This window comes from Roseovarius sp. AK1035, from assembly GCF_003288315.1.
GTDB classification, from domain to species: Bacteria; Pseudomonadota; Alphaproteobacteria; order Rhodobacterales; family Rhodobacteraceae; genus Roseovarius; species Roseovarius mucosus_A.
In genome coordinates this window covers 3,389,232-3,402,845 of the sequence record NZ_CP030099.1, presented here as the reverse complement: position 1 = coordinate 3,402,845, position 13,614 = coordinate 3,389,232, and the positions used below count along the sequence as shown (strand labels likewise).

Here is a 13,614-nt window from a genome sequence, read left to right as displayed (position 1 = left end):
TTTAAAAAGAGAGAGATTTCTATAATGACATATTTTGAAGCCAATGTTTTCAAACCAGAGAAGGACGACTGGAGTAGCCCCCTGAAAGTGGTCCACCAACTGGGATAGATTGTCCCGTGAATTGGAGGATCAGCGATGGCTGGAAAACGAGAGAAGCCCGAAGAGATCGTATCGAAGCTTCGGCAGGTTGAAGTTCTGCAAGGACAAGGCGCGACGATCGCCGAGGCGGTGCGCCAGATCGGCGTGACACAGCAGACGTTCTACAGGTGGCGTAAGCTCTATGGCGGGATGGGGAGGTCTCAGCTCGCACGCCTGAAGGAGCTTGAGAAAGAGAACCAGCGATTGCGGCGGGCTGTGTCCGACCTCACCCTGGACAAGCTGATCCTGACCGAGGCAGCAAAGGGAAACTTCTGAGCCCTTCGCGTCGCCGGAAATGCATCGACCATGTGCGGCGGGAACTTGGCGTATCAGAGCGCCGGGCCTGTCGCACACTGGGGCAGCACCGATCCACGCAGCGTAAGATGCCGCAAGGCCGTGCTGACGAGCAGCGTCTGACCGACGACATCATTGAATTGGCTGATCAGTACGGGCGCTATGGATATCGCATGGTCACTGGCCTGCTCAACAATGCAGGTTGGTGTGTGAACCATAAGCGGGTCGAACGCATCTGGCGGCGTGAAGGGCTGAAGGTCCCTCAAAAGCAGAAGAGAAAGGGGCGGCTCTGGCTGAACGACGGGTCGTGCGTGCGTCTGCGGCCCGAGCGCCCCAACCATGTCTGGTCCTATGACTTCGTCCAGGATCGCACCGCAGATGGCCGTGTCTACCGGACACTGAACATTATCGACGAATACACCAGGGAGGCGCTCATGATCCGCGTCGATCGCAAGCTCAACTCAACGGACGTGCTGGATGCACTGACCGATCTGTTCATCCTCCGCGGCCCGCCTGAATACATCAGATCCGACAATGGCCCGGAATTTATCGCTCAGAAGGTGCGGGACTGGATCGCCGCCGTCGGAGCGAAGACGGCCTATATCGAGCCGGGATCACCCTGGGAGAACGGATACTGCGAAAGCTTCAACGCCCGGTTCCGTGACGAGCTGTTGAACGGCGAAATCTTTTACAGCTTGAAGGAAGCCCAAATCCTGATCGAGCAATGGCGGGTTCACTACAACACGGTCAGGCCGCACAGCGCATTGGGCTATCGCCCACCCGCGCCCGAAAGCATCGTTCCGCTGGATCAAAGGCCCACAATGCACTAACAATCAAATCGGACCACCCGATGGGGGCAGACCACGACCTATTCACAGACTTGCAAGCGGCATCTGATAACAAATGGCTTGAAAACGATTTCTTTAATAAGAGTATCGCGGCCTATCAGTTGGCCCTGCATTCTAGCATAAAGTATTCAATTGCAGATCTTTATCGGTCAGGCAGCTGGCAAAAATATGAGCAGCGGGCGGCAGCTTTAGCGCGCAAGCATCCCTCGCGAGATCCCTATGCGGCGTATCTATCTCGTGCCGAGCATGACGATTGGAGTGGGGTGAACAGTCGTCAAAGCTATCGCTCAGCACTTGTGCGGTTAGCCGCTCAGACGGTGCTTGAAGTGGGCCCGTCATTCTGGCGGTATGTCCTCGTTAAGACCAACGACACTGAGGCTCGTAACCAGCTGGTTCGTCAACTTAAGCGGCATCTAGATGAAGAGGTGTGGTATCAGATCAAGACGGTCACTGCTGCACTTTCTAGTGTTGAACTCAAGAAGCTACGGGGTGCTGCCGCGTTCTTGATTCAAGTTCCGCCGGATCCTGAGCACACGGCGGTGCGGCGGGCTTCGACCAACGGCCAAAAAAAATCGTCTAAACCTCGGACAGAAAACTCAAAGAAAAAAACGCTCTATGCGCTCAATCAACATCAACGACGCCGCGCCAAGGAGAGCCCGGGGTACGACTGGCGCAGTCACCTGTGGGCAAGGGCGGTACTGCCAGACCGATATTTAGATGATAACGCACGTGCTGCCATTGCAGTGCTTATGCTGACGGGATGCCGCCCGTCCGAGCTTGCCGATGACTTGGGCGTTGTCATCATGGCTTTTGAGCGCGGCGACCTGGATCACCTCGCATTTGAGATTTCCGGCGCGAAACTGGCCGAGGCGGATGCCGGGGGACATGGAAAAGGGCAAGATCTGCGCAAGATCGAGATTTGCTGTCAAACTCCTGAAGCACACTGGCTCTTTACACATGTCTCAGATCACTCCGGTGGTCAAATGCTCATCAAGCTGGCGGCACCGACGCATAGCCTGACGGGACTCGCACTCATGCCGACGGAACGACAACGTCGCGTGACGAACAGGCTTGGGAAGCTGATGGAGAGGCTTGGCCGGATCGCGTTTCCGCGTCTACAGCAAAGATTGTCGCCGTACGTATTTCGGCATGCGCTTTCTTCTGATCTGCGATCTGGGGGAGCTGGGTGGAGCAAAGAGGAAATAGCGATCGCCCTCGGTCATCAAAGTACCCGCACCCAATCGAATTACGGTAGTTCGAACACCTCCCGAGGTCTCGCAGGAAATCGGGCGGAGCAGGTCACTCAGGTATCAGCACTCAATCCGGTACGGAGTTCAGAACGCGGTGATCCGGGCGCGCCTGACGGGCCGCGTTCGGCATGAGGCAAACAGGGAACTTCGGAACTCGTGTGATTGCGTCAGTTCAACGGAGAAATTGATCCGCCACTGCTGTGCTGACATTGAAGCCACCGACCTGCGGACCGCCAAATTGTAAGCCGGAGAGCGTGGGCAGAGGGCAGAAAAAGACAGTTTGTCACCTTTAAGCGCGCGCACCGATGATACGCCAAGGGCCAGGGGGCAGTATCTGGTTTCTAAGCCCTTGGGAGTCGTGCAAATATTCAGGCAAGGGGAAATATTCGCTCCAAATACACGTTGCCCTCGGTTTCGCCAGTTGGGAGCGAGAAATCTATCCGTGGGATTGCGATTTCTGTTCAAGCCAGTCCGCGAGGATGCGACGGATCATTTCTGGACGCGTGGGGACGTCAGCCTCAATTCTTCTTACATCATCTATTTCTTGAAGCATGGCTTCCGATATGCGGAGCATCACAGCTTGCGTATCAGTTTTTGGACGTCCCATTTTTTTCATTTTGACGTTTTTCTGTATTTAGGGGTTGACTTAATGATATTAATATATCATAAATTGGCAAGCGAGACAAGAGCTGCAACTCCTGTCCCGCTCTAACACAAAGATCTATGAAGGAGATCATCATGTCTAAAAATATCACTACCACTCGATCCCGCGCGGCGAAAGCCGTGGTAAAACCAGAAGACAATTTGTTCGATCATTTTTGCGAACTGATGGTCCGCGTGCTGCTTGCGCTTGAGGAAGAAGAGCTTGCCGCAGATGCGGGCTGGGATACGGCTGTTCGCCAGCCTTACTGCGCAGAAGTCGACGCGGCCTGGAAACTGGTCGCACTTCAAGCGGATGTGATCGCGGCTCTGAAACCGCGCTCCGCAGATGAAAAGCTTCTGCATAGCATGGCTGTGCTTATCTCATGCGCCGTTTCTGCCACCAGCATTCGAGTGCTCGAGGCTGCGCGGGCCCATGCGATGCGGTGCATGCTCAAAGCGGATAAGGACATTTCACCGGAGGTACGTGACCTCGCAGATGAAGCGCGCGACGGCATTGAACAAATGCTCGAGCATACGTCTGCTCGTTCTTGCGACAATAATTCGACGCGTCACTTGCCGCTCGCGGCCTGATTTTCAGCGATTTTCAACAACGTCATTTCTCTGGTCGGCGCGCCCGCGCTGGCTGGTTCAACTCATAACTCAAAAAGGAATAAAGCATGAGTAAACAACTACTTCTGAGTGGATTCGAAACGCTGTGCGCGTCTCAAATCGACAGCACCCACACCAACGATATTCGCGATTTTCCGAACCTGTCGCGGGACACTATGACCCGAAACGCAAAATGGTTTGGCCTTTCTGGCGAATTTTTCGTCGACAGCATTCTCTTGCGTTTCGGTATTTACACATCGCAGTTGCCTGAGGTGCTGCCAGCAGATCGGATCGTCTATCATCCAAGAGCTGATCTGCGGATGCAGATCAAGACCTGCTGCCGCGCGCGTGACGGATATTTTCATTTCAACTTAAGCAGGGGCTATCACCGTTCCCCGACCGGTGTGAAACCCTATGAGACGAATGATTTTGATCTCGTGGCACTGGTCGCATTGTCGGAAAACGCCGTGAAATTCTCCGCGGATCGGCAGGGGTCGCAGAGGATTGCAATCTCCGAAATTGAAACTTTGCGCGCAGACCCGTGCGCTAGTCTCGAGCAGGCGATTGATGACCTAGGCTTTGCCGGGGGGAAAGCCCCCGGTTCCAGCCTTTCGCCGACGTTGGGCGGAGGAGGTTGCCGATGAGCTCACAACCAATCTGCAAGACGGCTAAAGCGAGTAACTTTGCTGCTGCGCTCGCCAGCGCCACAGCCCGCAGTCTCTTCAACTCGACTTGGAACGGGACTATCGAAATCCGCCAGGACTATGACGAGCCAGACGACGCGCATTTTGATGCAGGCGTTTTGATTGATGCGCCATCACCTCCCCGACAGATGTCAGAGGTTGGGCCGCAGCCGCCGATGGCCGAGAGCATGGAGGCCGCCGAAATCGCGGCCTCTATCCGAGATGGCGTCGATCCTTGGGCGCAGTCGTCCCCAGATGAAGGTTCTTCATGGCGCAGAGGTAACCCAACGCCGTCACTCATCGTCTCTGCCTTTGCCATGGCGCAGATCGTTGAAAGCGAGGAACAACTGAAAGCTCTTTTCCGCTCGGGACAGATCACGCATTTTTGCTGTCACTCCCTGGCGTTCCTGCACGTGATGGAACAGATATTACCGAACGTCATCTCATATTGGCGTCGTCTCCTGCCGACTTCCGACACGGCACCGCTCGAGAGTATCGCTTTCGGCGCGGATGCCGGGACAGCGGGTAAATCCGCGCGGCAGAAGCTTAGCCCTTTGGACGCAAAGATCGAACGCAGCTTGTCGCTTGGAGCTTCGGTCTTGCTCGTAACGACGGCAGAAACTCAGCTATCCGCCGAAACGCGCGCACTCGTTACGCGCCGGGTTGGCTGCTGGGGACCAACACAGGATAACGTGATCGAGACCCTGAGGTTGACGCACAGCACAACCGGTCTGCTTGCGGAGAGTGAAATTCGCAACCGATTGCCGTCTGAACAGCTACTGAAAAGGGTGACACCGGCGCAGATTGATGCAGCCTTCGCGGCACCAACAAGCTTGAACGTCGCAGATCGGCTCGCTGAAATCGCCCAGAAAATGACGCAAGGGCAGCCAGACCTGACCCTCGATGCGGTGCATGGCTTGGGCGAGGTGCGAACCTATCTGAGCCGAATGCTCAACGATCTGAACGCGTGGCGAACAGGGGCACTTGCATGGGCTGAAGTGACGTCAAGCGCCGTACTCTATGGCCCACCGGGGACCGGTAAAACAACGCTCGCGAACGCCTTTGCGGGCTCTGCTGGTATCCCAATTATCTCCACCTCCTACGCGGATTGCCAGAAGCACGGCCACCAAGGCGATATGCTGCGCGCGTTGGACGACGCCTTTGCTACGGCGAAAGAGGCTGCGCCAGCAGTGTTATTCATCGACGAGTTGGACAGCTTCACCCAACGAGACACACCGGATTATAACGGGGGCTATATGCGCGGTGTCGTCAATGGCTTGCTCGAACAGATCAACCGCGCGAAGGATGTCGAGGGGCTGGTTCTGCTTGGTGCAACAAACGAGCTGGAAGCGGTCGATCCTGCCGTGATCCGCAGCGGTCGGTTCGATCTTAAGTTGCATGTGCCGCTCCCTGACAAGAAGGGGCTTGAGGCAATTCTGACGGCAAAACTCGGATCCGAGACTGCCATAAGGCTCGATCTCGCCAATCTTGCCGCCAGACTACTGGGGCAGTCCGGAGCCGTGGCGGAGGCAATCGTTCGTGATGCTTTGGGACGCGCACGGGAGGACCGAACGACCATTCGACAAAACCACCTCGAAAGCGCAGCAGACCAGATTGTGCCCAAATTGGACCAGGAAATTCTGCGTCGGACGGCAATACACGAAGCTGGACATGTGGTCGCCATGACACAGCTCGGATGGCCCTTGCCAAAACGTGTGTGTCTGACCGGCGAGGGGGGAAAAGTTGAGCACGAACCGTTTAACTTCCTGACGCCCTGTAAAGCTCGAGAACGATTGGTCGTCCTCTTGGCGGGAAGGGCGGCAGAAATATGTGTGCTTGGGGCACCGAGCTCGGGCGCTGGTATTGGTGAGAAAAGTGATTTGGCGAAAGCTACTTCTGTCGCAATGTTCATAGAGCGACAATGGGGCTTTGGGGAAACAGGCCTGCTTTGGGACGGAGAAGCTGCAACAAATATCTGGAGCGTACCCGGGTATGTGAGACGGCGTGCAGAACAGCATCTGATGGAAGCTGAACGAAACGCTCTTGCTCTGATGAAAGAGCACAAGGCACAGCTTATCACGTTAGCAAAGCATCTCCTACGCGTCAGGGATATGACCGCGCATGATGTCGAGCTTTTCAACTATTATCATGCTTCGCAAGGCTCTGAACGAATGTCTTTGAGGTGAAAGCACTGCGCATTGGAAAAGAAACATCATGAACTTATTCTGCCCGGCTGAACTGGCCCCTTTTTCGACCGGACACCTGGGCAAAATAAAGCGCGTCAGGCAACGCCCAAAACCTAAACCTCAATTAGCACAGATTTGCCCTGACAGGCCAAAGCATCCGGGCAACCACCAGCTCTGTGATAAGAGCGGTCGCCCGGATGGTGGCGCACGCTTATGCCGCAATCTCGCACGCCCAAAAGTGGCAACATTTTCCGCTGCCTTTGGCCCACTTTTGTTCTGCCGTTGATATGTTGCCACGACATTTATGCCGCAGCTGTCCAAGACATTTAGTCGCAAGGAAGTCACATGAATTCGGTTCGAGGCAACAATCAGAGCGGCAAGGCACCGACGGCGCCCCGCACCGGCCTCCCTGACCATTTCCGATCAGCAGACTGCAGCCCTGAGGGGTTTGCTTGCCCGAAAGGGTGCAAAATGCTATTCTCAGTCATTATTATCTGCGCCTTTCTTCAATGATATCAGTTTCTGCCGGGATGAATTTCTCTCGGCTCTGAGACAAAAGGATCGTTTTCATGGGCTTGGAACTTGACGCCTATAAGGCGCGTACGGATCAGACAATCCTAAGATTACAAGCGCTTCAGGATGTGACGTTCCGCATTGGCACGCTGATATCCGCAGCCCAGTTCGGCGTCACGAAATACAAGACTGCGGACAAGACAGCAGAGAATATCGACGATTCCCTTTTCACGGTGAACAATCTTTTGACCGTCGCCGGGTTCGTTTCTCCGCTCAAAACGCCGGTGACGGCCCTCAAGACAGTGCTGAATCGCATCGAGCCGGTCGTTGACAGGATCGACGACAAATTCGACGAAATCAGCGGCAAGGATAATACGGCCACCCCAGAGACCGAAGCGGATGGCCAGTTTGTCGAGACGATCGAGACCGGGCTGACAGGTGCTGCGGTCACGTTCAGCATCGTGGCAGATTTGCTGACCCTGCGCGTGCGGCAACTTGAAATCGCCTCTGCCGCGACGGGAAGCTTTTCAGACGCGCTTGACGCGGCCACCCGTGGCTCCGAAGGCTGGAGCGGTAATTTTACGGCATTGAACGCGGCAGTCGAAGCACAAATGGCCGCGCGGAACGACCTGATCCAAGGTGTCCAGACCCTCTACACCAACGTCAAGGCCGAGGTGGACGCGTTTCTTGCTGTCTTGGTGGACATTGATTTTGAAAGCATTCTTGGCGAGCTTGTCGATCTTGAAGAAATCGGAAAGGTGTTTGATTTCCTCAAGGCCCCTCTCAGCGCCGCCGAGACCCTTCTCGCCCCCATTCAACCGCTGTTGAACGCGGTCGATTTTCTGGTTGGGCTGATCGTCAATCCGATCATTGATTTCGTCATCGAAACCCTGAACCTCGACAGCATCCTCGAAGCCACCGAAGCGGCGATTGATGCGCTTATTCCCTCGATCAACCTGTTGGATGCCTTCGAACAGCTGATCCAGCCCCTTCAGGATTTCCTGTTGGAATACATCGTTGACGGGCTGGGCACGATCCCCTTGTTGGACACGGTGGAGGATGCCTTTTTTGGTGGCGTCGTGGGGAATGCCGATCAGGGGCCAACCGGCTGGGGCAATGATGTTGCGAACCTGCTCGCCGGAGACAGCGGCGATGACATCCTTGATGGCCTTGACGGAAGCGATACGATCTTGGGCGGCGGCGGCAATGACGTGCTTATCGCCGGGGCTGGCTATGACCTGCTTGAGGGGGGCGCGGGCAACGATCTGTTCTATTTCGGGGCAAGTTTCACCGAGTATGAATTGGCCCGCGATCCCGATACCGGCGATATCATCGTAAGCCATCTTGCGCCGCAAACTGCGGTCAACACCGGCATCGACGTTCTTGTCGCCCTTCAGGATGGCGACCACGTGGTGTTTACGGATATCTCCTTTAGCGGGGCCGACCTTAATAATGCGCTCATCGGTGGTTCGGTCCTGAATGGTGACCGAAATGGGTTTGCCGAGGATGATCTTCTGTTTCTCAATTCAACGGGAACCCCGGTAAACGGATTTCATGTGGCGAATGGCCTTGGTGGCAATGATCGGATCTTTGGCTCGACCCTGAACGATCAGCTCAACGGCGGTTCGGGCGACGATGTGCTGGTGCCGGGGCGTGGCGACGACCAAGCCAATGGCGGCACGGGCACAGATACGTTTCAGGTGCTCAGAGGGGCCAATTCCAGACTGACGGTCGATCTTATTGCGGGGACTTCGTTTGGGCAGGGGCGGGACACGCTGAGTTCGGTGGAAAATGTCATTGCCTCTCCGGATCAGGATCACAAGATCCGCGGCACCGATGGGGCAAACGTGATCTACACAGGCGATGGGATCGACGTGATCACGGGTCTGGACGGCAATGACACGATCGACGCTGGCGGCGAGGATGATTACATCATCGGCGGGCGCGGTGCGGATGTGATCAATGCTGGCGCAGGCAATACCGATGTGATGATTTCGGGCAGCGCGGCACAGGCTGGGATCAGCGATCACTATATAGGCGGCGACGGCTTTGACGTGGTGTCCTACACCAGCTCGTCGAATACGATCCGTTTCGATATCAATGATCAGACTGATGATCCGTCGATCCTTCAACAACTTCTCAGCTACATGGATGGGATTGAGGTCAGCGGCCCGGTGCGGATTGATGCGGGCAGCGGTCGCATCAGCCGGTTTGATCTGGCGGGAAATCTGGTCACCACGGATACGACTGACGGTGTCGAAGGGTTCATGGGGTCGGATCTTGCGGATACTCTCTTTGGTGCGCCGACCGCCCGTCTGTTGCATGGTGCGGGCGGCGATGACGTGATCCACACAGGGGGCACGGAAAACATCGACGGCGGAGAAGGCGATGACCTCATCCTGATCGAAGAGGTTGAGGGCGGATCGACGGCACTTCAGGTCAAGGGGGGCAGTGGCTTTGACCGCTTGCAACTTGATGGTGTTGGTGATGCGCGTTGGTTTTACCGCGTGGAAAGCGCGATTTCCCTTACCCTACGGGCGCATAAAACCACCGTTCAAGGCGAAGACCTGCGCAATGCAGGGGATGTTTTCTTTTCCCTGCGCCCCAGAGAGGTTGAGGAAATCTCGCTCGGTAATTTCGACGACCACGCCATCTATGCCCCGGGGGGCAGTGCGACGGCGTTCTTCTTTTTGCAAGACGGGAACGATCGGTTCGACGGGCAAAATGGCTTTGCCGATGTGCATGCCGGGCTTGGCAATGACATTGGCAATTTCAACACTGGTGGTGGCGGTATTTTCCGGGGTGGCGCGGGGGATGACTTTGCCGTGTTTGACGACGCCGGTAGGGACAATGCGGCGATCATGGGCGCGGATAACGATGTGGTCCGGATCGAGCGGTTTCGCGGCACTGCTGACGGTGGCACGGGCTATGACACGATTGCCTTCGATGTGAATTTCAACTCGCGGATCGTCGCCAACCTTGCAGCGGGCACGGTTGTTTCGTTCAATGGTCTGGTGGTCAACAACTCGGAACAGGTCGATATGACCTTGGAAAACTTCGAGGTGGTCATCGCGACAGAGTTCAACGACCTGATAGACGGCAGCAGCCGATCCGAGCAGATCCTCGGGCGTGGCGGCAATGACACGTTGCGCGGCGCAGAGGGCCGGGACAAGCTTTATGGCGGTGCGGGCAATGACACGCTCGAAGGTGGCGCTGACGAGGATTTGTTGCATGGCGGTCCAGGGAATGACCGTCTTGACGGGGGCGCAGGCAATGACACCGCGTCTTACACATGGGCCCGTCCCGGCGGTCTGGACGGCGCGATTATTGCGGATAGTTTCGGGGCTGTGACGGTCAATCTGGAAACCGGCAGCGCAACAGGTGCCTTTGGCACTGATGTTTTGATTTCCATAGAGAATGTGATCGGCACCGGCGCGGATGACCGTCTGATCGGCAATGCGCTGAACAACATGCTGTCGGGCGGTGCGGGCCATGACAGCTTTGAGGGCGGAGGTGGTGACGATATTCTCATCACGGGTGCAGGGGATGATACCGTCGTTGCAGGGGCAGGGGATGATACGGTCGTCGTCGGACTTGGCAGCAAGACCCTTGATGGGGGTTCTGGCTTTGACACGCTGGACTTTGGCACATCATCCGGCGCGATCAACCTGAACCTTGCCACCGGTATCTATAGCGGCACGCTAATTGACCGCGCCCCACGTTGGGCAGACCTAGACCCGAATGGCGATGGCATCGCCGAGAGCGATGGCACCGAGGCCCGTATCTTTGGTGGTGTCGCCCTGACGCCTTTGGACGTGTTCGAGGCCAACCCGAGCCAAGCCAATAGCGCCGATGACCTGAGCAGGGTCTTGCCCACGCTGCAAGACAGCAGCTTTGCGGCGTTTCAGATCGCCTTGGTGGACGTTGCGGTTGCCACATCGGGCGGTTTTGCGGGGTTTGAACGCGTGATCGGCGGGGATGGGAACGACACCGTTTCGGGCACATCCGAAGGCGATCAAATCTTGGGTGGGGCCGGGCGTGACAGCCTTTCAGGTTTAGCCGGGAACGACGTGCTGAGCGGTGGAGAGGGCGATGATACGCTGAGCGCGGGTGAGGGCGATGATACGTTGGAGGGCGGCCTTGGCAATGACCGCCTTATTGGGGGCGCAGGCTTTGATCTGGCGGTGTTCACAATCGCCTCAACCGAGGTCAGGATAGCTCAAGAGGGCACCTCTTTGTCGCTTGTCTCTTCCGAAGGCCGGGACACGGTCGATGGCATTGAGCAGTTCCGCTTTTCGGATGGCACGCTCACCCTTGCGCAAGTGTTAACCTTACCGCCTGCCGGACGGCTAGAGACGGGAACAGTGGGTGACGATACGATCATCGGCAGCTCTGGTGACGATACGTTGAGCGCACAGGGCGGCAACGACTCGATCAATGGACTTGGCGGAAATGACGGCGTCTTTGGCGAAGATGGAAACGACACTCTGTCGGGGGGTGAGGGCAATGACACGCTCGCCGGTGCGGATGGTGACGACGACGTAAGCGGCGGCCCCGGTGATGACAGTATGGGCGGTGGGCTGGGCAATGATACGCTTCGCGGCGGTGAAGGCGATGACATCATCGGGGCCGGGTTCGGAGACGACTCCGTGTCCGGTGGCACTGGCAATGACGTGGTGGCTGGTGGCGCAGGAAATGACACCCTGTCCGGCGGCGATGGCAATGACAGCATGTCGGGCAGTTTCGGCAACGACCTGATTGAGGCAGGCAACGGCGCGGATGATATCGGCGGCGGCACCGGGCGCGACACGATTGATGCCGGTGCGGGGGATGACCGCGTTGGCGGTGGCGAGGGCGACGACAGCATCCTTGGCGGTGACGGCAACGACTTCCTTGCCGGCGGCGGGCGCAACGACACCGTCGACGGCGGCGCGGGCAATGACACGATCAATGCAGGTGCTGGCAATGACGTGATCACTGGCGGAACCGGCGCAGATCAGTTCGTCTTTTCGTCCTTTTTCGACGGCGAGGCGGATGTCATCACGGATTTCGAAGATGAGATCGACAGCTTCCTGATCCGCCGCTTTGATCCTGATACTGGCGTCGAGAATATCAACAACGGCGGCAATGGGCTTGCCGGGTTCGTGGTGGCGATGAATATCGTCAATACAGCCGCGGGCGCGCAGATGACGGTGAATGGCAATACCATTCTCGTCGAGGGGATCACCGCCGCGCAGCTTACCGTGGATGATTTCACCTTTATCTGAGCGCTTAAAAGCAGCTTGGCCCAGACATGCGCAAGCAAGTTCTTTGCGCTTGATGCAAGGCCCGACCTCGCGCGTGGCGTGACGAATTGGTTACGGGCAGATCACGCGACGCTATGCGCCTCCGAGGGCATCTGATTGTTTCGCTGGGCTAATCCCGGTTAAACTACCGGCCAAGGCAAAAGATGATCGCGATGGATTTGCATATGCGTCTTGATGAACTCCATCACAGCACGCTCGCGCAGCATGGCGCGCACATCCCGGTGACAGGTCAGCCAATAGCTGCGCAGGATCGTGATCTCTGACGGCAGGACCGGCACCAGATCGTCATAATGCCGCGCGATATAGCAGGGCAGCACGCAGAGGCAGAGACCCGCCCGCACGGCCGCCAGTTGATTGAAGATCGAAGAGCTTTTGAACACTGGCCTGATCTTGGGGTGGACATCCCCCAGATAATCGAGACCTCGGGCAAAGATCATATCCTCGATATATCCGGCAAAGGGATGGTTGAGCAGATGATCGGGCGTGGTGATCGGGATGTGGTCGCCCAAATACTGGCGGGTGCCATAGACCCTGAGCGCGTAGTCCACGATCTTTTCGGAATGGTAGGGTGACGCCTTTGTCGGATCCAGTGTGACCGACAGATCAGCCTCGCGGCGCGACAGGGACATGACCTGCGGAAGTGTGATCAGCTCTAGCGCGATGTTGGGAAATTTGTCCATGAACACCGGCAGCAGGCTTTCGCTGAAGAAGCTGGCGAAGCCTTCGGGCATGGCCACACGCAGCAGGCCCCGCTGCGCGCTGATGTCTCCCGTAAGATCCAGCAAAAGACGCTCTGCTTCTTCCTCCATGCGCTCGGCGGTTTCAACCAGCCGCCGCCCATTGCTGGTCAGTTCATAACCGCGTGGATTTCGTTCAAAGAGGCGCAGGTCAAGACCCGCCTCTAGCCGGTCTATCCGGCGGGAAACGGTCACATGGCTGGTTTGCAATTGCCGCGCTGCGCGCGAGAGCTGACCTTCGCGCGCAACTGCCAAAAAGAATTGCAGATCATCCCATGTCAGATGCGCCATATCGCCAGCCTGTTCATTTTCGTACAGATAGTGTATGAAATTAGATAAAAGTGAACTGTTGTGTCAAACTTTAAAACCTGTATCACTAGGGCACCGATGCGTCTGGGGAGGCGGTCG

General features: G+C 56.7%; 7 protein-coding genes. 6 read left to right on the top strand and 1 reads right to left on the bottom strand.

Annotated features, from left to right (window positions below):
* The first annotated feature begins 135 nt into the window (after nucleotides 1–135).
* From RAK1035_RS16220 to RAK1035_RS16195, 6 genes are all read left to right on the top strand, one after another.
* A protein-coding gene (locus tag RAK1035_RS16220) for an IS3 family transposase (protein ID WP_085976969.1) occupies nucleotides 136–1,262 on the top strand; the annotation gives its coding sequence in 2 pieces (ribosomal slippage) (nucleotides 136–400 and nucleotides 400–1,262; 1,128 coding nt in all).
* A 20-nt stretch (nucleotides 1,263–1,282) separates the two neighbouring features.
* On the top strand, nucleotides 1,283–2,662 hold the full coding sequence (locus RAK1035_RS16215; protein ID WP_008283030.1) for a site-specific integrase: 1,380 nt from the start codon (nucleotides 1,283–1,285) through the stop codon (nucleotides 2,660–2,662).
* Between the two features lie 606 nt (nucleotides 2,663–3,268).
* Nucleotides 3,269–3,763 carry a hypothetical protein gene (locus RAK1035_RS16210; RefSeq protein ID WP_157132434.1) on the top strand — a complete coding sequence of 165 codons (495 nt, stop codon included), beginning with the start codon at nucleotides 3,269–3,271 and terminating at the stop codon, nucleotides 3,761–3,763.
* 86 nt (nucleotides 3,764–3,849) lie between these two features.
* Entirely contained in the window at nucleotides 3,850–4,425 is a 576-nt protein-coding gene (locus RAK1035_RS16205; protein WP_037298820.1) for a hypothetical protein, read from the top strand.
* Entirely contained in the window at nucleotides 4,422–6,650 is a 2,229-nt protein-coding gene (locus RAK1035_RS16200) for an AAA family ATPase (protein ID WP_008283027.1), read from the top strand. The genes RAK1035_RS16205 and RAK1035_RS16200 overlap by 4 nt, the downstream gene beginning before the upstream one ends.
* A 569-nt stretch (nucleotides 6,651–7,219) precedes the next feature.
* A complete protein-coding gene (locus tag RAK1035_RS16195) occupies nucleotides 7,220–12,430 on the top strand; it encodes a calcium-binding protein (RefSeq protein WP_008283026.1) in 5,211 nt (1,736 codons plus the stop codon).
* Nucleotides 12,431–12,588: 158 nt separating this feature from the next.
* Here the strand turns inward: RAK1035_RS16195 and RAK1035_RS16190 are convergent, their stop codons facing one another.
* Nucleotides 12,589–13,497, bottom strand: coding sequence for a LysR family transcriptional regulator (locus RAK1035_RS16190; RefSeq protein ID WP_008283025.1), 909 nt, complete (start codon nucleotides 13,495–13,497; stop codon nucleotides 12,589–12,591).
* Nucleotides 13,498–13,614: the final 117 nt, after the last annotated feature.

Bases quoted from the DNA above. Each gene is read 5' to 3' on its own strand.
- RAK1035_RS16190 (WP_008283025.1), bottom strand. From the start codon at position 13,497: ATGGCGCATCTGACATGGGATGATCTGCAATTCTTTTTGGCAGTTGCG.
- RAK1035_RS16195 (WP_008283026.1), top strand. From the start codon at position 7,220: ATGGGCTTGGAACTTGACGCCTATAAGGCGCGTACGGATCAGACAATC.
- RAK1035_RS16215 (WP_008283030.1), top strand. From the start codon at position 1,283: ATGGGGGCAGACCACGACCTATTCACAGACTTGCAAGCGGCATCTGAT.
- RAK1035_RS16205 (WP_037298820.1), top strand. From the start codon at position 3,850: ATGAGTAAACAACTACTTCTGAGTGGATTCGAAACGCTGTGCGCGTCT.
- RAK1035_RS16210 (WP_157132434.1), top strand. From the start codon at position 3,269: ATGTCTAAAAATATCACTACCACTCGATCCCGCGCGGCGAAAGCCGTG.
- RAK1035_RS16200 (WP_008283027.1), top strand. From the start codon at position 4,422: ATGAGCTCACAACCAATCTGCAAGACGGCTAAAGCGAGTAACTTTGCT.